Origin of the sequence: Microcoleus sp. EPA2, from assembly GCA_020882975.1 — a bacterium.
Classification (GTDB): domain Bacteria; phylum Cyanobacteriota; class Cyanobacteriia; order Cyanobacteriales; family Microcoleaceae; genus Microcoleus.
In genome coordinates, this window is sequence record JAHRFD010000011.1 from 22,469 (window position 1) to 46,166 (window position 23,698).

Annotated in this window: 22 protein-coding genes, 2 tRNA genes, 1 pseudogene and 1 other annotated feature; of the genes and pseudogenes, 11 read left to right on the forward strand and 14 right to left on the reverse strand. The window is 46.0% G+C overall.

All coding sequences use genetic code 11. From position 1 onward, the window contains the following. Positions 1–250: 250 nt before the first annotated feature. The gene (locus tag AAFP14_RS12165; protein ID WP_341732629.1) at positions 251–2,716 is read left to right on the forward strand and encodes an ATP-dependent Clp protease ATP-binding subunit; all 2,466 of its coding nucleotides are present in this window, start codon (positions 251–253) and stop codon (positions 2,714–2,716) included. Positions 2,717–3,116: 400 nt separating this feature from the next. Here AAFP14_RS12165 and moeB read toward each other — a convergent pair whose 3' ends face one another. The 8 genes from moeB to AAFP14_RS12205 all read right to left on the reverse strand — a co-directional run bounded on the left by moeB (position 3,117) and on the right by AAFP14_RS12205 (position 9,843). Beyond that, positions 3,117–4,283 (reverse strand): molybdopterin-synthase adenylyltransferase MoeB, encoded by a 1,167-nt coding sequence (moeB, locus tag AAFP14_RS12170; RefSeq protein WP_341732523.1) that lies wholly within the window; start codon positions 4,281–4,283, stop codon positions 3,117–3,119. A gap of 86 nt (positions 4,284–4,369) precedes the next feature. Continuing rightward, positions 4,370–4,831 (reverse strand): M67 family metallopeptidase, encoded by a 462-nt coding sequence (locus AAFP14_RS12175; protein ID WP_341732524.1) that lies wholly within the window; start codon positions 4,829–4,831, stop codon positions 4,370–4,372. Positions 4,832–5,274: 443 nt separating this feature from the next. Further along, on the reverse strand, positions 5,275–5,502 hold the full coding sequence (locus tag AAFP14_RS12180; RefSeq protein ID WP_341732525.1) for an indolepyruvate ferredoxin oxidoreductase subunit alpha: 228 nt from the start codon (positions 5,500–5,502) through the stop codon (positions 5,275–5,277). A 59-nt stretch (positions 5,503–5,561) separates the two neighbouring features. Next, positions 5,562–6,797, reverse strand: coding sequence for an ATP phosphoribosyltransferase regulatory subunit (locus AAFP14_RS12185; protein WP_341732630.1), 1,236 nt, complete (start codon positions 6,795–6,797; stop codon positions 5,562–5,564). Between the two features lie 147 nt (positions 6,798–6,944). Then, the gene (locus AAFP14_RS12190; RefSeq protein ID WP_341732526.1) at positions 6,945–7,874 is read right to left on the reverse strand and encodes a J domain-containing protein; all 930 of its coding nucleotides are present in this window, start codon (positions 7,872–7,874) and stop codon (positions 6,945–6,947) included. A gap of 109 nt (positions 7,875–7,983) precedes the next feature. Then, positions 7,984–8,796, reverse strand: a complete 813-nt coding sequence (locus tag AAFP14_RS12195) for an inositol monophosphatase family protein (RefSeq protein WP_341732527.1) — start codon at positions 8,794–8,796, stop codon at positions 7,984–7,986. 31 nt (positions 8,797–8,827) lie between these two features. Beyond that, complete coding sequence (locus tag AAFP14_RS12200) at positions 8,828–9,448, reverse strand: thermonuclease family protein (protein ID WP_341732528.1); 621 nt, start codon at positions 9,446–9,448, stop codon at positions 8,828–8,830. Between the two features lie 26 nt (positions 9,449–9,474). Then, positions 9,475–9,843, reverse strand: a complete 369-nt coding sequence (locus AAFP14_RS12205; protein WP_341732529.1) for a 2Fe-2S iron-sulfur cluster-binding protein — start codon at positions 9,841–9,843, stop codon at positions 9,475–9,477. Positions 9,844–10,057: 214 nt separating this feature from the next. Here AAFP14_RS12205 and AAFP14_RS12210 point away from each other — a divergent pair. Beyond that, a tRNA-Ser gene (locus tag AAFP14_RS12210) sits at positions 10,058–10,144 on the forward strand. Positions 10,145–10,405: 261 nt separating this feature from the next. Here AAFP14_RS12210 and AAFP14_RS12215 read toward each other — a convergent pair. Then, positions 10,406–12,172: an EamA family transporter gene (locus AAFP14_RS12215; protein ID WP_341732530.1), complete on the reverse strand. Its 1,767-nt coding sequence runs from the start codon at positions 12,170–12,172 to the stop codon at positions 10,406–10,408. A gap of 140 nt (positions 12,173–12,312) precedes the next feature. Here AAFP14_RS12215 and AAFP14_RS12220 point away from each other — a divergent pair, with 140 nt between their 5' ends. Then, entirely contained in the window at positions 12,313–12,597 is a 285-nt protein-coding gene (locus AAFP14_RS12220) for a hypothetical protein (RefSeq protein WP_341732531.1), read from the forward strand. 68 nt (positions 12,598–12,665) lie between these two features. Here the strand turns inward: AAFP14_RS12220 and AAFP14_RS12225 are convergent, their stop codons facing one another. Then, positions 12,666–14,108, reverse strand: a complete 1,443-nt coding sequence (locus tag AAFP14_RS12225) for an inorganic phosphate transporter (protein ID WP_341732532.1) — start codon at positions 14,106–14,108, stop codon at positions 12,666–12,668. A gap of 67 nt (positions 14,109–14,175) precedes the next feature. On the opposite strand from AAFP14_RS12225, the gene rplS reads away from it, so the two are divergent. The 8 genes from rplS (at position 14,176) to rplL (ending at position 18,852) form a co-directional block, all read left to right on the forward strand. Further along, entirely contained in the window at positions 14,176–14,559 is a 384-nt protein-coding gene (gene rplS, locus AAFP14_RS12230) for a 50S ribosomal protein L19 (protein WP_340526073.1), read from the forward strand. A gap of 131 nt (positions 14,560–14,690) precedes the next feature. Next, positions 14,691–14,763, forward strand: a tRNA-Trp gene (locus AAFP14_RS12235). Between the two features lie 413 nt (positions 14,764–15,176). Beyond that, positions 15,177–15,410: a preprotein translocase subunit SecE gene (gene secE, locus AAFP14_RS12240; protein WP_341732533.1), complete on the forward strand. Its 234-nt coding sequence runs from the start codon at positions 15,177–15,179 to the stop codon at positions 15,408–15,410. Beyond that, on the forward strand, positions 15,407–16,045 hold the full coding sequence (gene nusG, locus AAFP14_RS12245) for a transcription termination/antitermination protein NusG (protein ID WP_340526069.1): 639 nt from the start codon (positions 15,407–15,409) through the stop codon (positions 16,043–16,045). The genes secE and nusG overlap by 4 nt, the downstream gene beginning before the upstream one ends. A 3-nt stretch (positions 16,046–16,048) precedes the next feature. Then, positions 16,049–16,474 (forward strand): 50S ribosomal protein L11, encoded by a 426-nt coding sequence (gene rplK / locus AAFP14_RS12250; protein WP_194061482.1) that lies wholly within the window; start codon positions 16,049–16,051, stop codon positions 16,472–16,474. Between the two features lie 314 nt (positions 16,475–16,788). Next, on the forward strand, positions 16,789–17,502 hold the full coding sequence (gene rplA / locus AAFP14_RS12255; RefSeq protein ID WP_341732534.1) for a 50S ribosomal protein L1: 714 nt from the start codon (positions 16,789–16,791) through the stop codon (positions 17,500–17,502). A 33-nt stretch (positions 17,503–17,535) separates the two neighbouring features. Continuing rightward, positions 17,536–17,710 (forward strand) — a sequence feature (ribosomal protein L10 leader region). A 32-nt stretch (positions 17,711–17,742) separates the two neighbouring features. Then, positions 17,743–18,318, forward strand: coding sequence for a 50S ribosomal protein L10 (gene rplJ / locus AAFP14_RS12260; protein WP_341732535.1), 576 nt, complete (start codon positions 17,743–17,745; stop codon positions 18,316–18,318). Between the two features lie 141 nt (positions 18,319–18,459). Beyond that, the gene (gene rplL, locus AAFP14_RS12265) at positions 18,460–18,852 is read left to right on the forward strand and encodes a 50S ribosomal protein L7/L12 (protein WP_340525229.1); all 393 of its coding nucleotides are present in this window, start codon (positions 18,460–18,462) and stop codon (positions 18,850–18,852) included. Between the two features lie 184 nt (positions 18,853–19,036). Here rplL and guaD read toward each other — a convergent pair whose 3' ends face one another. From guaD to AAFP14_RS12285, 4 genes and pseudogenes are all read right to left on the reverse strand, one after another. Next, a complete protein-coding gene (gene guaD / locus AAFP14_RS12270) occupies positions 19,037–20,365 on the reverse strand; it encodes a guanine deaminase (RefSeq protein ID WP_341732536.1) in 1,329 nt (442 codons plus the stop codon). 78 nt (positions 20,366–20,443) lie between these two features. Beyond that, positions 20,444–21,238 carry a molybdate ABC transporter substrate-binding protein gene (gene modA / locus AAFP14_RS12275; protein ID WP_341732537.1) on the reverse strand — a complete coding sequence of 265 codons (795 nt, stop codon included), beginning with the start codon at positions 21,236–21,238 and terminating at the stop codon, positions 20,444–20,446. 13 nt (positions 21,239–21,251) lie between these two features. Next, complete coding sequence (gene crtD, locus AAFP14_RS12280) at positions 21,252–22,841, reverse strand: C-3',4' desaturase CrtD (RefSeq protein ID WP_341732538.1); 1,590 nt, start codon at positions 22,839–22,841, stop codon at positions 21,252–21,254. A 150-nt stretch (positions 22,842–22,991) separates the two neighbouring features. Further along, positions 22,992–23,698, reverse strand: a pseudogene (locus AAFP14_RS12285) (CopG family transcriptional regulator); the annotation flags it as partial.

Consider the following 23,698-nt stretch of genomic DNA (forward strand, 5'->3'; position numbering starts at 1 on the left):
GGATTCCGATATAGAATATTGGTAAGTATGTAATTTTTCTGAGATTCCTTTTAATTAATATCCCAACTAAGTAGCGGACGGCAACCACTCCCCTACTATTCGGCTCTCCTCACTGTCGGCACATCCTCAGCAGCGATACATTATATTGAAGTAAATACACAAAAATTTACATATATAATTTGTGTATTACTCAAAATCGCTCCTCACCAGCAGCGATACAGCCCTAGCCAAGTTAGTAGGATGGGAAAATATGTTTGAACGCTTTACAGAACAAGCCATTAAAGCAATAATGCTAGCCCAAGAGGAAGCGCGCCGCCTGGGCCACAATTTTGTGGGTACTGAGCAAATCCTCCTGGGACTCGTGGGCGAAGGCACTGGCATCGCTGCAAAAGTATTACTAGAAATGGGCCTCAACTTGAAAGAGGCGCGCAATGAAATCGAAAATATCATCGGCAGAGGTTCCGGCTTCCTACCCCCTGAAATTCCGTTTACACCTCGCGTGAAGCGGATTTTTGAGACAGCGCTGAATGAAGCGCGGCAGCTAGGGCACAATTACATCGGCACCGAACATATTTTACTGGGACTGATCCAAGACGATGAAGGTGTGGCGGCAAAAGTGCTGCAAAACTTGGGGATCGATCGCGCCAGAGTCCGCACCCAGGTAATTCGTGCCGTAGGAGAAGTGGCTGCGGTATCGGGAGGCCGTCAAAATACCGATCGCAAAATCCCGACTCTAGAAGAATTCGGCACAAACCTCACCAAGTTAGCAGCCGAAGGTAAACTAGATCCAGTCGTGGGTCGCGAAAACGAAATCGAGCGCGTCATTCAAGTGCTAGGCCGCCGCACGAAGAATAACCCCGTGCTAGTCGGCGAACCGGGAGTAGGCAAAACAGCCCTCGCCGAAGGACTCGCCCAGCGGATTGTCAACAGAAACGTCCCGGAAATTTTGGAAGACAAACAAGTAATCAGCCTCGATATGGGTTCGCTGATTGCAGGGACAAAATTCCGTGGCGAATTTGAAGAACGCCTGACCAAAATCATGGCGGAAATTCGAGCAGCAGGCAACATCATTTTGGTAATTGACGAAATTCATACCTTAGTGGGTGCAGGGGCAATTCAAGGCAGTATGGATGCCTCCAATATGCTCAAACCTGCCCTAGCCAGAGGGGAATTGCAGTGTGTAGGTGCCACTACCCTAGACGAATATCGCAAATACATTGAGCGCGATGCAGCCTTAGAAAGGCGGTTCCAACCGATTAAAGTTGGCGAACCGAGTGTGGCGGAAACGATCGAAATATTGTATGGTTTGCGATCGGCTTACGAACAGCATCACAAACTGACAATTTCTGATGCAGCTTTAGAAGCAGCAGCTACATTGTCAGACAGGTACATTAACGATCGATTTTTGCCAGACAAGGCGATCGACTTAATTGACGAAGCAGGTTCCCGCGTCCATGTGCTGAATTCCCAAACTCCGCCAGAAGTCAAAGAGCTCAAAAAGCAACTGCCGGCTGTCAGCAAAGAGAAGGATATCGCTGTTCGGGAACAAGACTTCGAGAAAGCCAGCAAATTGCGCGATCGTGAATTAGAAATTGAAGCCGAAATCGCCGAAGCCACGATCAACAAAAGCCAGGTAAGAATCTCTCCCGTCGTTACCGAAGAAGACATCGCCCACATCGTCGCCAATTGGACAGGAGTACCAGTCAGCAAACTGACAGAATCCGAATCAGAATTGCTGCTGCACATGGAAGAAACTTTGCACCAGCGCTTAATCGGTCAAGAAGAAGCTGTCACCGCAGTTTCTAAGGCCATCCGTCGCGCACGGGTAGGGTTAAAAAATCCCAATCGCCCGATCGCCAGTTTCATCTTTTCCGGCCCCACAGGCGTCGGTAAAACGGAACTAACAAAAGCTTTAGCAGCTTATTTCTTCGGTTCCGAAGAAGCGATGATTCGGTTAGATATGTCCGAGTATATGGAACGCCACACGGTTTCCAAACTGATCGGTTCACCTCCGGGTTACGTCGGCTACGACGAAGGCGGCCAACTCACAGAAGCAGTCCGTCGCCGTCCTTACACGGTAGTCTTATTCGACGAAATCGAAAAAGCCCACCCCGATGTCTTCAACATGATGCTGCAAATCTTAGAAGACGGCCGCCTGACTGATGCCAAAGGTCGGACAGTAGACTTCAAGAATACCCTGCTGATTATGACCTCAAACATCGGTTCTAAAGTGATAGAAAAAGGTGGCGGCGGCCTCGGTTTTGACTTTGCTGAAGATGCAGCCGATGGTCAATACAACCGAGTTCGGAATTTGGTAAATGAGGAACTGAAACAGTTTTTCCGTCCAGAATTTCTCAACCGCTTGGATGAAATTATCGTCTTCCGCCAGTTGAACAAACAAGAAGTCAAGCAGATTGCTGACATCATGTTGCAGCAACTTTTCAGCCGATTAACCGAACAGGAAATTACCTTGTCTGTCACAGAAGCGTTCAAGGAACTGTTAGTTAAAGAAGGCTACAACCCCAGTTATGGTGCCCGACCCTTACGGCGCGCAATTATGCGATTGCTGGAAGATGTACTGGCTGAGGAAATGTTGTCTGGTAGGCTAAAAGAAGGCCAAAGTGCGATCGTAGATGTCGATGAAAACGGTGTAGTGAAGGTATTACCCGGTGACTCATCGGAACCCAAATTACCTGAACTCGCTTTCAGCGTTTAATCGAGAGTCCTGTAATATAGGACACAGCACTGCTGTGTCCCTACCCAATAGAGATATTGGGTAGGGACACAGCATTATTTTTGATCTAGTTTCCGCTTGTATCGAAATGATATCAAATCCGTTGACATCGGAATTATTATTTCTCTCTACTCTTTCTCTGTGTCCTCTGTATTCTCTGTGGTTAAATCATTCCGATACAACGGTCAACGATATGATATAAAATCCTCTCTTCATCGTCCTGTATTAAACTCTCTCTTCTCTTCCTTCGCGTCCTTAGCGCCTTCGCGGTTAAATCATTCCGATACAACGGTCAACGATATGATTTAACCGCTAAGGACGCAGAGGAAGCAGAGTACGGGGAGAGATTTAATTCTGATGCCAACAACGAATTGGATTAGACTTAATATTGAGGCACTGAGGGGTCTACTTCTTGACTCCAAGCCGTAATTCCGCCCTTAACATTAATCCCCTCAATACCAGCTTCCTTCAAAATACCCAAAGCCTTCGCCGAACGCCCGCCCATTTTGCAATGTGCAATCAATCGGTGGCCATTCAACAATTCCTTGACTTTCTCAACACCATTGCCGTTTTCAATATCCGGTAAAGGTACTAATACTGACCCAGGAATTTGAGCAATTTGATACTCGTTAGGATTCCGAACATCCAGCAGCAGAAAATCCTTCGCACCGCTATCGATTAACTGCTTAAGTTCCGTGACAGTCATCTCAGAAACTTGTATTTTTGCTTCGTCTGCTTTGGCTTGAGGAATACCGCAGAATTGTTCGTAATCGATTAATTTTTCAATTACTGGGCGCACTGGATTTGGTCGCAGTTTTAACTGCCGGAATGTCATGTCTAAGGCATTGTACAGCAACAGTCTGCCGCTCAAAGTAGTGCCTTGACCCAAGATAATTTTGATTGCTTCAGTGGCTTGAATGCAGCCAATAACTCCTGGTAATACGCCTAAAACGCCACCTTCAGCACAGGAAGGTACCATCCCCGGCGGTGGGGGTTCTGGGTACAAATCTCGGTAATTGGGGCCACCTTCGTAGTTGAAAACTGTTGCTTGGCCTTCAAATCGGAAGATGGAACCATAGACGTTGGGCTTGTTTAAAAGCACCGAAACGTCGTTCATCAAGTAGCGAGTTTGGAAGTTGTCTGTGCCATCGATAATGATGTCATAGGGTGTCGCAATGGCGATCGCATTTTCGGAACTAACGCGAGTTTCGTACAAATCAACTTGACACAAAGGATTGATTTCTAAAATCCGATTTTTAGCCGATTCAATCTTGGGTTTTCCTATCCAAGATGTGCCGTGAATTACCTGCCGCTGCAAGTTGGAAGTGTCAACAACATCAAAGTCTACAATACCAATGCGACCAATCCCTGCCGCTGCTAAATACAGCAGCAGTGGGGAACCGAGTCCTCCTGTCCCGATACAGAGTACGCTGGCAGCTTTGAGACGCTTCTGCCCGTCCAATCCAACTTCTGGCAGGATTAGGTGGCGAGAGTAGCGTTCGTATTCTTCTTTGTTGAGCTGGATCTCGTCCAGATTAGGATTTAGCATGATATTCTGTGTAGCGCCGATTTTGAATTATATCCTATCTAAATCTTTCGCAGTTTGGCATCTTTGTGATTTTTAGTAATTATTTCTTAATCTACTGTGAGGATTTCCTCGGCTTGAAATTTGTTTTCTGTGTCTAAAGTCCAACTGCGGACATCTTCACCACTGCCTTGTGGAACGGACACAATGACGTAGGAGTATTGCGGCCAGGCGAGGGTGCGATCGCACTCTGAGGGTACTGCCTGACCATCTGGGTGAGAATGGTAGATGCCGATAATGTCTAAATTGCGATCGCGCCCCTCTTTCATTCCCTCCAGCATATCTTGTGGTGATATAGCATATCTGCGTTTTTTTGTCAATATTTTTGCTTCTGAGCAATTATCTTCAGTTTCCGAACTCCAAGCATTTTTGGTAGGCCAAACTGCTACCAAGGTTTTAACATTGCCAGCGATCGTACCTAACAACAAACCGCAGCACTCTTCAGGGTAGGTGTTTTCGGCGTGGCTGCGGATAGATAATAGGTGAGTCTGGGAAAGTGCGATCGATTGCATTGGTGATTAGTTATTGGTTAAATAAGTTTAGCTACTTAGCTGTTTGCAAAAAAGTTCTATAAGCAATGATAGCTTCAGTCTGATTGACAGAGCCGACATATTGACCCAATACAGATAAGTCCAACTCTGGCAAAAATTCACTCCTTGAAATTAACTCATAACCTTCTTCTCGCAAAACGTATCAGAAAGTTGCTTATATTGTTCCCAAGTCACCTCATATAAAATGACGCGCTGTTGAGCGGCAGGAACCAGAGTTTCTGGATCTAAAAGTAGCATAATTAATTACCTGCAATTAAGATATATAAACTTGAGATTTTTCGATATTTCTCAACCTTCCTCTCTGTGTCCTCTGCGCCCTCTGTGGTTAGTAAAAAAAGTCCCTATAAAACTTTAACGAACCGCGAAGACGCTTATGACACAAAGGAAGAAAAGAGTCAATTAAATCAAGTGGGAGTTTGCTGTAACTCTGGCCGCTCATCGGCGACTATCGCACCTTCAACAGGACACACCTGCAAACAAATACCGCAGTCAATGCAGGTATCAAAATCAATCCAAAACCAATCTGTACCCTTGACATTTTTGCCATCGCCAGGTTGGATGCAAGCAACCGGACAAGCGCCGACGCAATCAGCAACCCCTTCGCAAATATTCGTAACGATAGTATGTGACACAGTGTTCTCCGCGATCGTACCGGGTTTTTTAGGTTGATAGTCCGTCCAGGACTGAGCTATTAATTTACCATTTCAATTGTCGGGAATCCTTCGGCATTCACCCAGGCAATTTGAGCAATGCGTCGATCGCGCGCATATTCCCGCACCCCCTCCACAGTCTCCCGACTCTCCAAATCCATTTCTACTCGAACTACATCGCTAGACTCTCGAAGTTTTCGAGCATAAACAAAAGCCGCAGCCTCGGCATCTGAGGTTTGAGGCACAACCAAAAAGTCACTGGCTGGGGTCTCCTGCGCCAATTGACCCTCAGTTAATAAAATTTGGTGCAAATCTTCAATATTCAAACAAAACCCAATTCCAGGGTGATTTTGCCTTTTAGGATCGAACAATCCCAAGAGGCGATCGTACCTTCCCCCTTGTCCCAACACTCGCTGTCCCGTCTGGGGACTGCTGACAACTTCAAACACAATTCCCGTGTAGTAGTCAAAGGTTTGAATTAAACTCAAGTCCAGGTGGATATGCGATTTCAGATTCGGGATTTTAGATTGACATTGGTATAGCAATTCGATCGCCGATTTCAGATTATTTAAGGCTGCTTGTTGTGGCTCATCTAAATCGAGCTTTGCCACCACAGGAAACACATCTTCTGGGCGGCCCCGCAAGTCAAATAATAGTAGAGCTCTTTCTCGCAATTCCGTAGACAGTGGTAAATTTTCCAAGCCTACTCGATCGAGATTGGCGATCGCCCCCCGAACTTGGGAGCGCACATTTGGCGGAAACGGTTCCAACAAACTAGCAGTTAAACCCGCTTCTCCCAGCACCAAATGCCAGTCATCAATTTCTAAACCCTGCAAGCACTCAGATAGCAGTAGTAGCACTTCCGCATCAGCCATCGTCCCCCCGGAGCCTAGCAACTCTACCCCTGCTTGATAGAACTCCTGCTGCCCCCCAGAGCCTGTATCGGGGCCTTTGCGGAACACATTAGCGTTGTAATACAGACGCTGAGGCTGCCAGGGAGTCCCGGCCATCCGCATCACAGCAGCGCGGGCGATGGAAGCAGTCAATTCTGGACGCAAGCCTAGTTCTCCATCGACGGCATCTTGCAATTGAATCAAGGTCGATCGGTCGATCGCCCCTCCAGCCATCAATGTCTCCAGCCTTTCTAGAGTCGAAGTAATAATCCGGTGATAGCCCCAGCGATGAAAAACTTGCTGCAAACGGCGTTCGATCGAAATTTTTTGAGCTACGTCAAGGGGCAATAAATCTCTTGCGCCCGATGGGGGTTGGTGAACCATATCAATTTGGGATTTTAGATTGGGGATTTTCGATGCAGCTACAAACTTAGCTTGAGGGGACGATGTTAAAGTCGAACCAGACCAGTTTAGCATTCGACTTTAACCAATTCAACTATCACCAAGTCTAATTTTTTTGCCTCCGTCTCATCATTTCTTCTTCCCCCCACCAAATAGATTGGAAAAACTAGCAAAAAAGCCACCTTGCTTATCCTGACCCTTTTTAGCTTTCGTCGCGGAAGCTGGCTGTTCCAGCTTTTTCTTGACTTCCAAAGCCATCGGTTCTTCTGGATTAGATACCAAAGCTTTTTGCACCTCCAGCTTAGCCATTGTTCCTTGACCTTGCATCAAATAACACATTGCCAACATAGCGTGACACTTGCTATTTTTCGGTTCGCGCTTTTGAGCTTCCCTCAACTCCAAAATTGCTTTGGCGTAATTTTTGCTATCCATGAACCCCTGAGCACGGCGACAATTTTGTTCCACCAGGGAATCTTTTTTGGGTGGCTGTGGAGGAACAACCGGAGTCGGAGGTACTACTTTTAATTCTTTTTTCTTTGGCTCGTCCGGTTTCGGAGTTACCACCCCGGTTGGAATCATGACGTTTTCTTTTCGCAGCAGGTAAACCAGATTGAGTTCGCTCATTTGATTGATGACCTCTAGGGCTTGCTCAACGGATTCGTATTGGTTGTCCGCCAGTTTGCTCATTGCGGTTTTGTAAGTTTCTTCCCAATTTCCCGCCCTGGCTAACTGTTTGGCTTCTGCGCTTTCGATTTGCTGTTTCTCTTTTTCTTTCGTGGCCCGCTTGCTGATAGCCGTTAGTAGCAAATTATATTCTTTGCGATCGCTTTCCTTGGAGAATTTGTTGTAAGCAGGATTGACCACTTTTGACAAAAACTGATTAGCCCAATCTTTATCAGCTTGATTTTCAAAAGGGCAAGTATCCGAGTGCAAGCGGCGGACTATTTTCATGTAGCGCTTGCGGATGTCGTTAAACTCAGCATCTAAGGGAACTCCCAAAATTGCGTGCTGATCTGTAAAGTCAAACTTAAACAGCCCTTTTGTCATTTCAAAAGACATAAATATTACTCTCCTTTCCCAGGCTTGTGACGATGCTTTATTCTTTAATGTAGCTTCTGTTAAGGGGTTATGACCCCCGTACTAATGCTTAGCCCTCGGCTCCGGGCGGCTACCCCCAAGACGATAAAGGGGGTGTTTTGAGCAATGCGTCGCTGAGTTCAGCATGAATCTTACCGTTTGTCGCCAAAACTCGACCAGAGTTAATCTCAAAGGGACTCTCGTCATAGGCTGTAACTTTACCTCCAGCTTCCGAGACAATGACTACGCCGGCGGCTACATCCCAAGGAGACAGTCCCCGTTCCCAGTATCCATCTAAGCGGCCGCAGGCGACGTGAGCTAGGTCGAGAGCTGCTGAGCCACTGCGTCGCACTCCTTGGGTGAGGTGGGTGAGATGACAGAATTCGGCATAGTTATTATCGGCTGTTTCTCGTCGATCGTAAGCAAAGCCAGTAACTAACAAACTTTTGGTCAATATAGAGGTTTGGGAAACGGAGATCGCCCGTCGATTGCGGGTAGCACCCAATCCTTTGGCAGCCCGAAACAATTCGTTATGAAATGGATCGAAAATTACCCCAATTTGTGGTAATCCTTCAATTAAAAGTCCGATCGACACACAGGCAAAGGGATATTGGTGGGCATAATTAGTTGTACCGTCCAAAGGGTCGATCGCCCACAAATATTTGCTACTGGCATCCCCTAATTTACCCGATTCTTCAGCAAGTATCCCGTGGTCTGGTACATGGCGACCCAGAATTTCTAAAATCACCGCTTCGGAGGCTTTGTCGGCTTCTGTGACTAAATCTCCCGATCGACCTTTTTCTTGAATTTCTTCTAATTTTCCGCAGAAAGATTGCAGAACCGAACCAGCAGCGAGGGCAGCTTCGGTGGCTATTTCTAATAAGTCTTGAATTTTATTAGTCATTGGTTATTTGTTATTTGTTATTTGTTATTTGTTATTGGTTATTTTGCTGGCGAAATTCTCCTGGAGTTTGACGCAGTGGCTGTTGAGGATTCCAAATCCCTTTACCCATTATTCTTGCCCATTCTTGAGCATTGACAAGTCGCTGCTGGTATTTCTTGTTAGGCGATCGCACCGTTGCCAAAGCGTAACCTTCTTTAACTAGCCGTTCATTCACCAACACTCCATCCTCCCACAAATAGGCTAAGAAGCGATCGAACCTATCTTTGTCCTCAACATCTAATTCTAACAACACCTGTTTCCCACCAATAAGCTGTTCCAGTTGGTTTTTGGCTGCTTCTCCCCAAGGCTGTTGCTTTAAATCCGGTGCCTCAATCCCAATCAGCCTAACTTGTTCTAACAGCGCAATTTTGTCTGCGGTACGGACAATTTCGATAGTTTGTCCGCTGACAGTCCGTTGTACTTTCACGAAAGTTCCTGTGGGAATTTCTGGTTTTTGGCAGCTAACTAACAACCAACAAAGGGCGATCGATAATAATCGATGCACAAACTTGCGCCATTGGGCACTTATGCCCAGCCGAGCCTCCGCATTAGTCCTTGCGTACTTGTACCCAGCGTAGCCAAAACCTAGGAGATGAAGAATGAAACTTGGCATTTTGCATATTCCCCTCGGCATTGCGCTCACTCTTCATCTAATGGCAAAGCCACACGCACTTTACCTTTCCCGAAGTAGCGCCCAAATTGAAGTTCATATACTTCATCTTCATCTTGCGTCTCTACTTCCATGTTGGAACGAGGATAACTGACACACAGCAAAGCATAACCCTCTTTTTGCAGTTCCACCGAAAGTCCCATGGCTTCTGGTTGGTGCAGTTCCCCAGACTTAACGCGGACAGCACAGGCGGTACAGGCACCGTTTCGGCAAGAATATGGTAAATCTACTCCTTGGTTTTCCACATTTTGGAGGATGTAACGGTCTTCGGGTACTTGCACGGTGTGGCACGACCCTGTTTGTCTGTTGTGAATTGTAATTGTGTAAGAGCGAGTCATAGAATTTTAGATTTTAGATTTGGGATTTTAGATCTGAGTTGGGAGACCAAATTCTTGATATGAATCGGTTTGCGACATCTGGAAGCAGAATTTGCCCTACTTGTTTTACGCCCTATCCACATTAAACAATAAATTTATGCCATTAGGCCTTGCCAAATCAGATTTCTTCTGCTAAGGTAGTAAAACTGTGGCTAAAAAAACAAAGTTCAGCTTTGGAGAGGTGGCCGAGTGGTTGAAGGCGCAGCACTGGAAATGCTGTTTGGGGGTGACTTCAACGAGGGTTCGAATCCCTCCCTCTCCGTTGGATCTTGTCATACAAGCTTTACAGCAAAACGGCTTAGTTAGATATCTAACTAAGCCGTTTGTTTTTGGCATGGAGGATGCTAGCGTTCGATCTCAATGGGAGCATCCTTTTTTTTGCAAATATATGCTCCAACATTGGGATGCACCCATCTCAATCTTTATTCCCCTGAAAAATACCGAAATTGATATTACCTGAGAATGACACCCGCACGCCCTAGCCCCTAAAAAAAAGAGAAGATAGAAGAAATCAAATATTGCCTCAAGAAGCCTTCTTTTTAGGAGCCACTATCCGTTCGACACTCATAGCAGCCACGCTCAATGTCACCACAGCCATACCGAGAATTGCTACAGGCTTTAACTTCTCATTAATGATCAGAAATCCTAAAAGCGCCGTCATCGCAGGTCCTAAAGTACCAATTACTGATGCTAAAGCAGCCCCGGCAAATCGGATGGCAAAATTATTTAAAAGATAGCTAAACAGCGTCAGCACACCTAAAATTACACCCCCAACAATCAAACCAGGCCAGACATTTTGATCGATACTAGGAGCCAAATTTTCTGACAGTGGCACCCACAAGCTCAGGGCAGAAAATACAAAAATCGCGGCAAAATTGACTAAACTAAAAGGAATTGGGTGCAGTTTGCCAGCGGCCATTTGCGTCAGCAATACGTAGCCGGCAAAAGTAATCCCTGAACAAACTGCGGCTGTCACTCCCACTGCCACATTGCCACCGCCGGGAGCCGGAGTGGTAAAACTGGGCCACCCAGCTAAAATCAAGCCTGCGGTAATACCGCAAATCGCTAACAATCCGACTGTGCTGGGGCGTGAACCAAATAAGATCCAAGAGCCGAGTACCGTGACGATCGGATAAATAAAGAAAATCGTAATCGCAATTCCCGCCGGAATATTGCCGATCGCCAAATAAATCAAAACCTGAGACAAAAACAGAAAAAATGCGCTTCCTAAAACCTTACTCCACAAAGCTCGATCGCCAGACTGGAACAACCGCCTAATATCTTTCCAGACAGAAGGATAAAGAAATGTCGCCAACACAGGCATCAAAGCCATCACCACGATCAACCGCATCAATAAAATCAACAGAGAATTTCCAAAACCAGGAGTCACAACCCCAGGCACTTCAAACCAGCCGAAAATCATCCTAGGATTGCTGCTTTTAATCAGAATTCTCAAACTAACATTAAATATCGACAATACCACCGCTGAAGACAAAGCCAACACCAAACCGATCTGCATTTGAGAAGGTGCTTTAGCCACGGCTGCTGTCGGCTGCACCGGATGGGGCCGTGGAACTGCTTCGTGGCTATCAGCAGGTACAGCAGGCATAATTTGTGGACGGACAGAATTAGTTAATTCCTCTGGATAAGAATCTTCTGCATCAAAAGGATTGTCAAGATATGCTTCTTCTTCTTCAAGTTCTTCCCTGATGCGGTTTACCAGATTCTGCAATAACTCTTCGCCTTGTCGCTCCAAGGTTTGCATATTGTTTAGCCGCACCGACAATTCACTTTCATAGCTGCTCAAATCTTGTTGCAGCATCTGAAAACTGCGATCGATCCGCTCGTCTAGCGCCGCCAATAACTCAGAAGCGCGTTCATCATAGTTGTTTGGTGGCATGGGTATGGGGAACTCGCCACTGGGAATAGGACTACTGAGAGAATGTCCCGAATTAACACTGAGTTCATTAAACCGCTGCACTAACAAATCTTGGAGATTGTGAGCCAAAACTTGAGCCAACTGTTTGAGCCACAACTGCTGCTGATGAATATATCGCCCAGACAAAGATTCCATTTGCTGAGACTGCAATTTACGATATTGCTGTCTCAGGCTTTCAATATCCTGGATCAAGTGATTTTTTTCACTTTGGAGCCGTGTAATATCCTGATTTAACTGGCCCTTAACATTTTCATGCAAAGCGTCCAGCTCCTGAATCACGGAGTTAAGGACTTGTTCAGCCGATTTAGCATCCTCTGGATCGCCTGCGGAGTATTTGTTCTCTTGCACCATTATTAACGTATAACCTCTAATTTAAACTGTACGTTCGTTCAGTATTCTGAACTATCTTGGTAAATTAGTTGACAATTTTCAGTCACTTTATCTAAAAGACGGCTGACACTATAGTAGTTGCTAAGTTGGAGAGTAAAAAAATGCGTGAAACTGAGCTATCCCGGAGGGAATTGCCCGAAGAACACTTTGTGCAATTAGAAATTATACTACAACGCCATGCTGAAGCACTCGAAGCCGAAGTCAGAGCTTTGCAAACCGCAGATGAAACCGCACAGTGGTGTCCTGAGTGGAAGCGTTACTATAACTGGCGTTTCGCTAAAATTTTTGCCTCTGTAAAGATTTTTCGCAACTGGGGTGCAGATGCTGCCGCTTGGCAACTGCTGCCACTGCGACAGTATCCCAATCGAGGCAATCAGAAGGATTAGTTCGCTGTCAGTTGACGTATCCCAATGCCCTCTAGTCCATGACTATTTTATTGAGTTGGCTAGTTTTTCTATTTCAGTACAATCCATTGAACGATACTGAAAATTCCAGCAGCCAAACCTGCGGCAATGGGAATTGTGACTAACCAAGCCGAACCAATAGACCGCAAAGTTTGCCAACGTACAGATTTCCAACTATTGACAAGTCCCACTCCGACAACTGCACCTACTAAAGCATGGGAGGTGGAAACAGGCAACCCCAAGCGGGATGCTAACAATACAGTAGCAGCCGTGGCTAATTCTGCACAAAATCCGCCACTTGGTTGCAATTGGATGATGCCCTCGCCCACTGTGGCAATCACATTTTCGCCCCAAAGGGCCAAACCGATGACTATTCCGACACCTCCGAGGACTAAAATCCACAGGGGAACAGTGAAATCATTCAGAGGAAAGGAACCTGTGCGACGGATATAGACGATCGCAGCTAAGGGCGCAATGGCATTACCTACATCATTGGAACCGTGGGCAAAGGCCACAAAACAGGCACTGAGCGCTTGAAATCTGGCCATTTGTTGCTCGATGAGAGAGAGAGAAAGGGGAGTTCCCTCTTGTTTCCCCCCAAGGGGAGTTCCCTCTTGATTCCCCCCAAGGGGAGTTCCCTCTTGTTTCCCCCCAAGGGGAGTTCCCTCTTGTTTCCCCCCAAGGGGGGGGTAGGGGGGGGTTCCTTCTTGATTCCCCTCAACGGGGGTTCCTGCGGATGCTAATTTTTGCCAGCTAGTTTGGGTAAGGGCCATAGTTGCGATCGCCCCAAGGCCAATCGTCACATCCTGTACTGGAATATTCCAGCCAAATCTGTGGTGGATTTGGGCCAAAATTCCTGTCTGCACAAATACCACATCAACAACTGACGGCAATACAATAATCCCAAATATGCTCAACATTGCTGTACTCAGCCAAGGTATCCATTCGCGCATTCGAGCCAGAGGGTCGGGTCGCTCGAGAATCGAATACTTGACTAAACTGTAAAATATGGCGGCTAAAGTACCACTGGCGAATGGTGTCGCCAGCCAAGTTAGGGAAATAGTGCCGATAGTTAGCCAGTCAACAGCACCAAGGCCCGCAGCTACCCAGCTAAAACCGGCGATCGCACCTACCACCGCATGAGATGAAGAAACTGGTAAACCCATACGGGTAGCGATTTGCAGCCATAAACCACAAGCTGCTAGCACTGACACCATCCCGATTAAAAATACTTGGGGTTCCTTGGCAAAGACTTCTGCATTTACTACTCCCGTTGCCAGAGTTTCGGAAACTCCTTTGCCGAAAAGCACCGCCCCTGTAAATTCCAGTATCCCAGCCACAATTATTGCCTGCCTCAGCGTTAGGGCCTTTGAGCCTACCGATGTTCCCATGGAGTTAGCGACATCGTTAGCACCCAAATTGGCCGCGACGTACAAAGCTAGTGCTGCGATCGCCAACAACGGTATAATTTCGCTCACAGAAATATTTAACATAAAGTTTTTTTGACATAAAACAGGCAGTTCGATATATGATAAGGGATTGTGAGTTTTGGAAAATCTTATGAAAGGCGCAGAAATAATCCGCTCCCTGGAGATGGAAGAAATAGATAGAGTCAAGGTAGAACTCAGCAAAGTGCTCCCCGAAATTTACGTCGGCGACACAGTGCGAGTCGGGGTGAAAATTAAAGAGGGCAATAAAGAGCGGGTTCAGCCCTACGAAGGCACTGTGATTGCCATGCGTAACGGCGGAATTAATGAAACTATTACTGTGCGCCGTGTATTTCAGGGTGTGGGTGTAGAACGGGTGTTTTTGATTCACTCGCCCCGGATTGCGACCATCCAAGTGATGCGACGCGGGAAAGTCCGCAGAGCCAAGCTGTACTACCTGCGCGATCGGGTGGGCAAAGCTACCCGCGTCAAACAGCGGTTCGATCGCTCTCTTTAGGAATGCACTCAGGCTATTCCCCATTCAGAAATTGGAAATTCTCAAAATTTCAAAAAAAGTTTCCAATTTACGAGCGCACTGTGTTAGAATAAAATTCTAGAGGTTAAGCAAATATTCGCCACCTCACCTGTGCGCTCTTAGTTCAGTTGGTAGAACGCAGGTCTCCAAAACCTGATGTCGGGGGTTCAAGTCCTCCAGGGCGCGCTGAATCACCAAAACTTAAATTCTGCCCGAAAGCGCCCGGATTATTAGCTGGTAACAGCGGAAATCTCAAGCTTTTGGGTAGAATTAATTTTTGTGGGCGGTTCGCAAAAATCAGGACTTGCAGCAATGCAAATAGGGTAGGGCAGACCCGAATTAACGCTTGGGGAGAATCCCACCTCTAGTCTAGATGACGGCACGACTCTAGGTTAAGTGGTTTCCTAGAACCAAGAATCCCCGCGCCTGATGGTCGGGGAGTGTCAAGCTCAGATAGATTTGGCTTGTCAAGTGGTTGCTTTAGATTTGAGATGGAAATTGGGCTAAGTGGTTAGTGTCAAAAAATCTGAGACCCGATCGCCACTGACACAATCTAAAATCTAAAATCTAAAATCTGAAATCGCAAGGGGGATTCAATTGTGGCAAAAAAAGACGAAGCTCAAGAAACTCAAGAAATAACCGCACCTGGGTTTGACCCTGCGGGTTTTTTTAAGGAAACAAGAGAAGAACTCGATAAGGTGGTTTGGCCGAGTCGCCAGCAGCTAATCAGCGAGTCTTTGGCAGTGCTTTTGATGGTAATCCTCTCAGCAAGCCTGATCTACTTGGTGGATAACTTCTTTAACTGGGGCGCAGCAAAGGTGTTTGGACCATGACTTTTGCATCAGAAGAATCTGAATATTCCACAGAAACCACCGCAGAAAAAGGCTCGCCAGAAGTGCCGGCGGTCGTGGCTCGCTGGTATGCTGTTCAGGTTGCTTCCGGCTGCGAAAAGCGGGTGAAGGCAAACTTACAGCAGCGGATTCAAACTTTGGATGTTGCAGATCGCATTGTTCAAGTAGAAATTCCGCAAACTCCGGCGATTAAAGTTGGTAAAGACGGTTCCAGACGTCAGTCAGACGAAAAAATCTTTCCCGGCTATGTACTCATCCGTATGTTTATGGACGAGGATACATGGCAGGTGATCAAAAATACCCCGAACGTAATTAACTTTGTCGGGGCAGAGCAGAAACGCCGCTACGGGCGCGGCAGGGGTCACGTCAAACCGCTACCTCTGAGTCACTCAGAAGTAGAACGGATCTTCAGAAATGCTCAGGAATCAGAACCAGTTGTCAAAGTATCGATGGCAACAGGAGACCACGTTGTGGTACTTTCCGGGCCATTTAAGGATTTTGAAGGTGATGTGATTGAAGTTAGCCCGGAACGGAACAAGCTCAAAGTTTTACTCTCGATTTTTGGGCGCGATACGCCTGTAGAATTAGAGTTCAATCAGGTTCAGAAACAGAACTAACTAATGGCAAAGAAAGTTGTTGCAGTAATTAAGTTGGCGATTACGGCGGGAAAAGCCAACCCAGCTCCTCCCATCGGCCCGGCCTTGGGTCAGCATGGCGTCAATATCATGATGTTTTGCAAGGAGTACAATGCTAGAACCGCAGACCAAGCGGGTCTAGTGGTTCCAGTAGAAATTTCGGTTTTTGAAGACCGCAGTTTTACTTTTATTCTCAAAACCCCGCCGGCGTCGGTTTTGATTCAAAAAGCGGCTGGGATTGCAAAAGGTTCGGGAGAACCTAATCGCAAGCAAGTAGGCAAGATTACCCAAGCTCAACTGCGAGAAATTGCGGAAACAAAAATGCCTGACCTTAATGCTAATGATGTTGAGGCGGCCATGAAAATTGTGGCTGGAACGGCTAAGAATATGGGCGTGGCGATCGCGGATTGAAGATCGATGTGAAGAAGGAAGAAGATCGATGTGAAGAAGGAAGAAGATCGATGTGAAGAAGGAAGAGAGAAAATCTTTTTCTCAGTCGGAATTCTTAATTTCTAGTCCAAGTTCCAAATCTCTAATCCAAAATTCCTGATTTTGAATTTCAAATCTTCAATCTAAAATCCCAAATCACAAGTCCTAAGTCGATTCAGGGGGAGAAGCAAAGCTTCGCTAGGAATCGAACAAATTTTAGATATCGGATTGGCTGACAAGTTCAATCTCAAATCTAAAATCTCAAATCTACAATCGACATACCCCAAAAAATCAAAATGGTCAAGAAAGTATCGCGAAGACTGCAAGAACTGCAAAAGAAAGTTGAAGAAAGAGCTTATCTACCACTAGAAGCTCTGCAACTTTTGAAAGAAACAGCTACAGCCAAGTTTGCTGAGTCGGCTGAAGCTCACATCCGTCTAGGAATTGACCCAAAATATACTGACCAGCAGTTGCGGACAACTGTGTCGTTACCCAAGGGAACTGGTCAAGTAGTCAGAGTTGCGGTGATTGCTAAGGGCGAAAAAGTTAAAGAAGCCCTGAATGCTGGTGCAGATATTGCTGGTTCTGAAGAGTTGATTGATGAAATTCAGAAGGGCATGATGGATTTTGATTGCCTGATTGCGACTCCAGACGTGATGCCCTTGGTGGCAAAATTGGGTCGATTGCTTGGTCCTCGCGGTTTGATGCCTTCTCCCAAAGGCGGCACGGTGACGGCTGACGTGGCTCAGGCGATCAACGAGTTCAAAGGTGGTAAGATGGAATTCCGTGCCGATAAAACCGGCATCGTTCATGTTATGTTTGGCAAGGCTGCTTTTTCAGCAGAAGATTTGCTGGTTAACCTTCATGCTTTGCAAGAAACTGTTGACCGCAATCGTCCTTCTGGTGCTAAAGGTCGCTACTGGCGGAGTTTGTACGTGTCCGCAACCATGGGCCCGTCGATCGAAGTCGATATCAGCGCCTTGCGTGATACTAAACTTGATGCTGGCTAGAAAGAATACGGATTTCTGTCTTCTGGTTAGGCCTAATCTAAAATCAATAAGCTGAAGACCGCAGGTGCAGATCGCGCTTAATTTCCTGCCGAGGCTGAAGAACTAAAAACTCAGGATAGAAAGATTTAAAAGTGACTATTTTTAATTCTTTATTCTTAATTTTTAATTCTCTGCCCCGGCTCCCAGGTCGGGGTTTTTGATTGTCAGTTTTCGATCATCCTTAAAGGAGGTGAAATAAGTATGGGCAAAAGTTTAGCAGTAAAAAATGAGATTATTGCAGACCTCAAGCAAACCTTGAGCGAATCTCAACTGGTAATCGCGATCGACTACAAAGGTTTAACTGTGGCTGAAATCACAGATTTGCGTCGGCGTTTGCGTCCGAAAGGCAGCAGTTGCCAAGTGGCAAAAAACACGCTGATGCGAATTGCGGTTGAAGGCGACAAAACCTGGCAGCCGATGCAGGAATTGCTGACTGGTACGTCAGCGTTTCTGTTCGTGCAAGAAGATATCGGTGGCGCGATTAAAGCTTACCAAGAATTCCAAAAAGTCTCGAAAAAGACTGAACTTCGCGGCGGCGTGATGGAAGGACGGGTACTGAAAGAAGCTGATGTTAAGGCATTAGCCGATTTGCCATCGAAAGAACAACTTATGGCTCAAATTGCTGGTGCTATCAACGGTGTGGCTACCAAGCTGGCTGTGGGTATCAATCAAGTTCCTACTTCGATCGCTCGCGGTCTCAAAGCTTATGCTGAAAAAGACGGCGATTCAGCAGGATCTGAAAATAACGGCAGTTCCACAGAAAGCGAAGCTGCTTAATTAGTTGTTAGTTGTGAATTGTGAATTGCCAATTGTGAGTTGTTAAAAACAAATTACCAATTACCAATTACCAATTACCAATTACCAATTACCAATTACCAATTACCAATTACCAATCAAATCGAATTAGGAGTTCAACAAATGTCTACTGCAACTGATGAAATCTTGGAAAAACTTAAGTCTTTGACTTTGCTCGAAGCATCTGAGTTGGTGAAGCAAATCGAAGAAGCTTTCGGCGTGAGCGCTGCTGCTCCTGTCGGCGGCATGATGATGATGCCTGGTATGGGCGGTGGAGCTGCTGCTGAAGAAGTAGAAGAGCAAACCGAGTTTACTGTCATGTTGGAAGAAGTTCCTGCTGACAAGAAAATTGCCATCCTGAAGGAAGTCCGCGCGATTACCGGTTTGGGCTTGAAAGAAGCTAAAGACTTGGTAGAAGCCGCACCGAAGGCAGTTAAGGAAGCTATTGCTAAGGAAGCTGCTGAAGAAATGAAGAAACAGCTTGAAGCTGTGGGCGCAAAGGTATCTGTCAAATAGTAATAGAGTATAGCTGACTGGTTTAAACCTGTCGCTATCAGACCTCAGTCTTTAACATAAAGACTGAGGTTTTTTTGTGAATGACAGGACTAATATTTATAGTAATATTGTTGACCGTTGTATAGGAATGATTTAACCGCAGAGAACACAGAGGACACAGAGGGAGAGAAGAGAGGATTTGATATTATTGAGCATGGACAAGTTCACCCATAACATAGGTTGCTACAATTGTTCGGTCGTCGCCTAAGACGATCGTACTGAATAGCTGTTCGCCTAATTCTTCTATGGTGATTGGTGTCATCTGCTCATTGTTTTGCTCGTTTCTAAATGCCATAACTGGAGTTGCTCGTGGATCGAGAATCACAAAGTCTGCTTCTTTACCTACATCAAAGTTGCCGATTTTATCTTCCAGCTTTAGTGCTCTTGCTCCACCGAGTGTGGCTAGGAACATGGCTTGAAACGGTGAAAGCTTTTGCTGCTGAAGTTGAGCGACTTTGTAAGCTTCACTGGCAGTTTGCAACAATGAAAAACTGGTTCCAGCTCCGACATCGGTGGCTAAACCAAGCTTAATTGGTGCGTGCTTGGCGGTTGCTTGCTCGATATTAAACAATCCGCTGCCCAAGAACAAATTAGAAGTTGGACAGAATGCAATCGCGGCTTTTGTCTGAGCCAGTCGATCGAATTCTGCATCGGTTAATTGAACGCAATGGGCAAAGATGGAGCGCTCTCCCACCAAGCCAAATCGATCGTAAACATCCAGATAGCCCTGACTGTCTGGAAAAAGTTGTTGCACCCATTCCACTTCCTTCATGTTCTCAGAGAGGTGCGTATGCAAATAGGTGTCTGGAAATTCGCTTAAAAGCTGGCGGGCGTAGGTTAGTTGTTGGGGGGTTGAAGTTGGTGCAAATCGGGGCGTGACAGCATAGAGCAAGCGATTTTTGCCGTGCCATTTTTCGATGAGCGCTCTGCTCTGGTAGTAAGACGACTCGGCTGTATCACAGAGAAAATCGGGAGCATGGCGATCCATCATCACCTTACCTACGATCGTGCGGAGGTTTCTGCGATCGCATTCCTCAAACAATGAATCTACTGATTCTGGAAATACAGCTCCAAGTACAACGGCAGTTGTCGTACCATTGCGTAATAATTGGTCGATAAAAATTGGCGCAACGCGATCGCAATAGGCTTTATCTTTGAATTTATGCTCGGTGGGAAAAATATATTTCTCTAGCCATTCTAAGAGTTGTTCTCCATAGGCCCCGATAATTCCAGTTTGAGGAAAATGAATATGTAGATCGATGAATCCAGGCAAGAGGAGACGATCGGGATAAGACTCAATGGCAATCCCAACATACTTCTCTTTTAGTAACTCATAATCACCAAGCTCTTTGACCTTGCCCTGTTCTAAAACGAGTAATCCGTCTGGAATATAGCGAACACTCTCCGATTCAGACACATAGAAAGGATCGTCCACAAAATCTAAAATTGCACTGCGAAACCCTTTCAAAGTCATTGATGAAACCTCACTCTCATAAAGATTAATCGAGCTATGATATTAGGTTGGATGAAGTTGATTTACTTAGTACCCGCCTCATTTAGCTATTCCAAATCCGTATTTCTTGAAGATATTTTGAGATTGTGTATTCGTTAAAAATTTAACGTAAGCACGGGCCGACTGTTGATTACGACTCGCCTTGATTACCGCGATGGGATAAACAATGGGTGAGTGTAAGTTGCTGGGTGCTGTTGCTACTTGCTTAACTTGATTGGAAATTTTGGCATCTGTTAAGTAAACAACCCCTGCATCTGCGTTACCGGTTTCTACCGCGCCCAAGACGCTGCGAACTGAGTTACCGTAAACAAATTTCGATCGCACTTGCTCGCTGATTCCCAATTTACTGAATAATTCTGCGGCATACCGTCCAGCGGGAACACTGCGGGATTCGCCGACGGCCACTCTTTTAACATTATAGTTGGTTAACTGGCGAAAGCTGGTTAGTCCCTGAGTGGAGTTATTAGGCACGATTAAAACTAGATTATTGGTCAATAGATTGCGACGGGTATCGTTCACGATCAGATTTTTATTTTGTAGTGTGTCCATCTGCAAAGTTGCAGCAGAAATAAAGACATCGACTGGTGCGCCCTGTTGAATTTGCTGATGCAATGGACCAGATGCTGCCAAGTTATAGTTGACTGCGATACCAGCATGAGCTTTTTCAAATATGGGATCGATTTCCTCTAACGCATTCTGCAAACTCGCAGCAGCCGCAATCAAGATAGTTGTCGATTGAGCCTCGGCTGGCTGGGGCGAAACTATATTGAAAACACCAGATACTATGAGGATGCTCAGGAGACTGCTGAAAAAAGCAATTACAGGTTTTGTCATTGTCAATAATGGATTAAAATTCTGCGTTCATTTGGCGCACGACTGTTAAAGCAGAATAGGAGACGCCGGCGGTTCCTTCTCCGGGATGGGTGGAGTCGCCGACTAACCAGAGGTTTTGAATTGGTGTGCGATTGGCCAAGCCGAAGGGTCCGAAGGTGGGTATTCGCTGGCCGATGCCTCCTACAATGCCTCTATCTCTGGCTGTATAACGCGCAAAGGTGCGGGGTGTAGCTGATTCTTGATGGACGATCGCCTCTGGTGTTAAATTGAAATATTCGCTCAAACGGGCGATCGCGCCGATCGTATATTTTTGCTTCAAAGCTTCATAATCTGCACAATTCCACCACATTCTAGTATCGGTAAAGGAGGAAGCAATCACCGTGGCCATTCCCGTTGGCGCTCTACCATCTCCCGGATGGCTGACAGAAACAAACAAGGAATTATTCTCTCCTATTTCGCCTTCGTAGTCATAAAGAAACTGAAGGTGAGGCGGACAGTGTGGCGGAATTGCGCTTGCTTTCACTCCTAAATAGATGACAAAAGCGCCGGATGCTGGTGGCAATTTATCGACTCGATATTTGTAGCCATTCATTTGATGTGGCAAGCTATCACCAGAAGGTTCGGTAAATTTTGTATCCGATAATTCGGCGATTTCTGGTGAGATGTTTGAATTGGTTTCTAACAACTTTACCAGATTTTGGGCGGTGACGTTGGCGACAATATCATCGGCGGTTTCTGTCCATATTTCGCCAGTTTTTTGATTGCGAATAGTTGTACCGATAGCTTTGCCGTTGGCTGTGATAATATTTTCAACTGTGTGACGGAGTAAGACTTTGCCACCGTCTCGTTCGATCGCTTCTACGAGTCGATCGCTCAATACCTGCATACTCCCTTGTAGATGATACAATCCTTGTGGTGCTTGGGAGACTCCTAAAGCTGTGGCTGCGTAGAGTAGGGCTGTTTCTTCGGTATCTACTTGAGAATACAATTTTAATTGCAAATCGAGAAAAGTTTTCAGACGCAAATTGTCGCCCAATCCGCAAAGGCGCAGAGCATCTCCCACTGTCATGAAAGTGAAAGGTAAGGTAATCAAAGTATCGGGGCGAACAGCTTTAGTTAATTGCCAGAAATCCCAGAAGTTTCTGGGTGGTAAAACAGGATCACGTCCTTGAAATTTCCAGCTAGCTTGGAATAATGTAGATAATAATTGCCAAAATGGTTCGCTTCCGGGAAACTGTTTTTGTCTTTCTTGTTGCCATTTTTGGGGATCTCGCCAGACGCTAATGGGCGTGCTTTCTCCTGGTAAAAATACGGCACAGGCTGGATCGCAGGGTGTGGCGGCTGGGAGTTCGATGTTTAATTCGGAGAATATGCGGTGGTGAATTCCTCCGGGTTCCAATCCTGCGACTTGGGTGGCCCCGACATCGAAGGTAAAGCCTTTGCGTTTGAAGGTGGAAGCGCATCCGCCAGGGACAATCGCCTGGTCTAAGACTAGCACTTTGTATCCTCGGCGAGCTAGTAGGGCTGCTGCTGTGAGCCCGCCGATTCCGGCTCCGATGACGGTGACGCGGGATTTGCTCACAGGGGTGCGATCGCTGACCATAATTGATTTATTGTAATATTTCTTAATATTATGCTCATATTTTGCAAAAAAACGTAAAACGCGATCGATGTCTCAACCCCGATTTGTTAAACAAAGAGCTCCGGGTTGTGACAACGCGATCGCGCAGTAATTTTTTCTGCTAAATCAAAATTATGGACGACGCCACTTGTTGAGATAAGCTTCTCCAATGCCAGCTACAGATTGCTGTTGGGCTAGCTGTTCTCGTAAACCTTTGATGGTTCTTATCTGTTCTTGAGACTGCTGCTGCAAAGCATCATAATTTCGCTGTTTGGCCAAACTTTGACTCAATTGATTTTCCAAAGCTTGCAACTTGGTTAGTTGAAGTTGGAAGTGCTGGATGGAGGTTTCTCGTTCCGATAACTGAGCAAGTAAACTTTCGTAACTTGACTTTGGTACTGTTTCGGCTAATTGCTGTTCCCAACTTTGCTTGGCTTCGGCTAGTTGAGAATGCAAGGAGTTGAGGGAGTTTTCTCGTTCTGACAATTGCTGATGCAACTGTTGTTCGAGATTTTGCTTTTCTGCTAGTTGAGAATGCAATTGGGCGATCGAGTTTTCCCGTTCTGTCAACTGTTGTTGCCAAGATTCCTGTTGCTGCAATTGCTGTTCCAAATTTTGCTTGGCTTCTGCTAATTGAGAATGCAAGGAGTTGAGGGAGTTTTCTCGTTCTGACAATTGCTGATGCAATTGCTGTTGGAGATTTTGGGTTTCGGCTAGTTGAGAATGCAATTGGGCGATCGAGTTTTCCCGTTCTGTCAACTGTTGTTGCCAAGATTCCTGTTGCTGCAATTGCTGTTCCAAATTTTGCTTGGCTTCTGCTAATTGAGAATGCAAGGAGT

Excerpts from the sequence above, each read along its gene's own strand:
- AAFP14_RS12165 (WP_341732629.1), top strand. The coding sequence starts at position 251 with ATGTTTGAACGCTTTACAGAACAAGCCATTAAAGCAATAATGCTAGCC.
- moeB (WP_341732523.1), bottom strand. The coding sequence starts at position 4,283 with ATGCTAAATCCTAATCTGGACGAGATCCAGCTCAACAAAGAAGAATAC.
- AAFP14_RS12175 (WP_341732524.1), bottom strand. The coding sequence starts at position 4,831 with ATGCAATCGATCGCACTTTCCCAGACTCACCTATTATCTATCCGCAGC.
- AAFP14_RS12185 (WP_341732630.1), bottom strand. The coding sequence starts at position 6,797 with ATGGTTCACCAACCCCCATCGGGCGCAAGAGATTTATTGCCCCTTGAC.
- AAFP14_RS12190 (WP_341732526.1), bottom strand. The coding sequence starts at position 7,874 with ATGTCTTTTGAAATGACAAAAGGGCTGTTTAAGTTTGACTTTACAGAT.
- AAFP14_RS12195 (WP_341732527.1), bottom strand. The coding sequence starts at position 8,796 with ATGACTAATAAAATTCAAGACTTATTAGAAATAGCCACCGAAGCTGCC.
- AAFP14_RS12200 (WP_341732528.1), bottom strand. The coding sequence starts at position 9,448 with ATGCCAAGTTTCATTCTTCATCTCCTAGGTTTTGGCTACGCTGGGTAC.
- AAFP14_RS12205 (WP_341732529.1), bottom strand. The coding sequence starts at position 9,843 with ATGACTCGCTCTTACACAATTACAATTCACAACAGACAAACAGGGTCG.
- AAFP14_RS12215 (WP_341732530.1), bottom strand. The coding sequence starts at position 12,172 with ATGGTGCAAGAGAACAAATACTCCGCAGGCGATCCAGAGGATGCTAAA.
- AAFP14_RS12220 (WP_341732531.1), top strand. The coding sequence starts at position 12,313 with ATGCGTGAAACTGAGCTATCCCGGAGGGAATTGCCCGAAGAACACTTT.
- AAFP14_RS12225 (WP_341732532.1), bottom strand. The coding sequence starts at position 14,108 with ATGTTAAATATTTCTGTGAGCGAAATTATACCGTTGTTGGCGATCGCA.
- rplS (WP_340526073.1), top strand. The coding sequence starts at position 14,176 with ATGAAAGGCGCAGAAATAATCCGCTCCCTGGAGATGGAAGAAATAGAT.
- nusG (WP_340526069.1), top strand. The coding sequence starts at position 15,407 with ATGACTTTTGCATCAGAAGAATCTGAATATTCCACAGAAACCACCGCA.
- rplK (WP_194061482.1), top strand. The coding sequence starts at position 16,049 with ATGGCAAAGAAAGTTGTTGCAGTAATTAAGTTGGCGATTACGGCGGGA.
- rplA (WP_341732534.1), top strand. The coding sequence starts at position 16,789 with ATGGTCAAGAAAGTATCGCGAAGACTGCAAGAACTGCAAAAGAAAGTT.
- rplJ (WP_341732535.1), top strand. The coding sequence starts at position 17,743 with ATGGGCAAAAGTTTAGCAGTAAAAAATGAGATTATTGCAGACCTCAAG.
- rplL (WP_340525229.1), top strand. The coding sequence starts at position 18,460 with ATGTCTACTGCAACTGATGAAATCTTGGAAAAACTTAAGTCTTTGACT.
- guaD (WP_341732536.1), bottom strand. The coding sequence starts at position 20,365 with ATGACTTTGAAAGGGTTTCGCAGTGCAATTTTAGATTTTGTGGACGAT.
- modA (WP_341732537.1), bottom strand. The coding sequence starts at position 21,238 with ATGACAAAACCTGTAATTGCTTTTTTCAGCAGTCTCCTGAGCATCCTC.
- crtD (WP_341732538.1), bottom strand. The coding sequence starts at position 22,841 with ATGGTCAGCGATCGCACCCCTGTGAGCAAATCCCGCGTCACCGTCATC.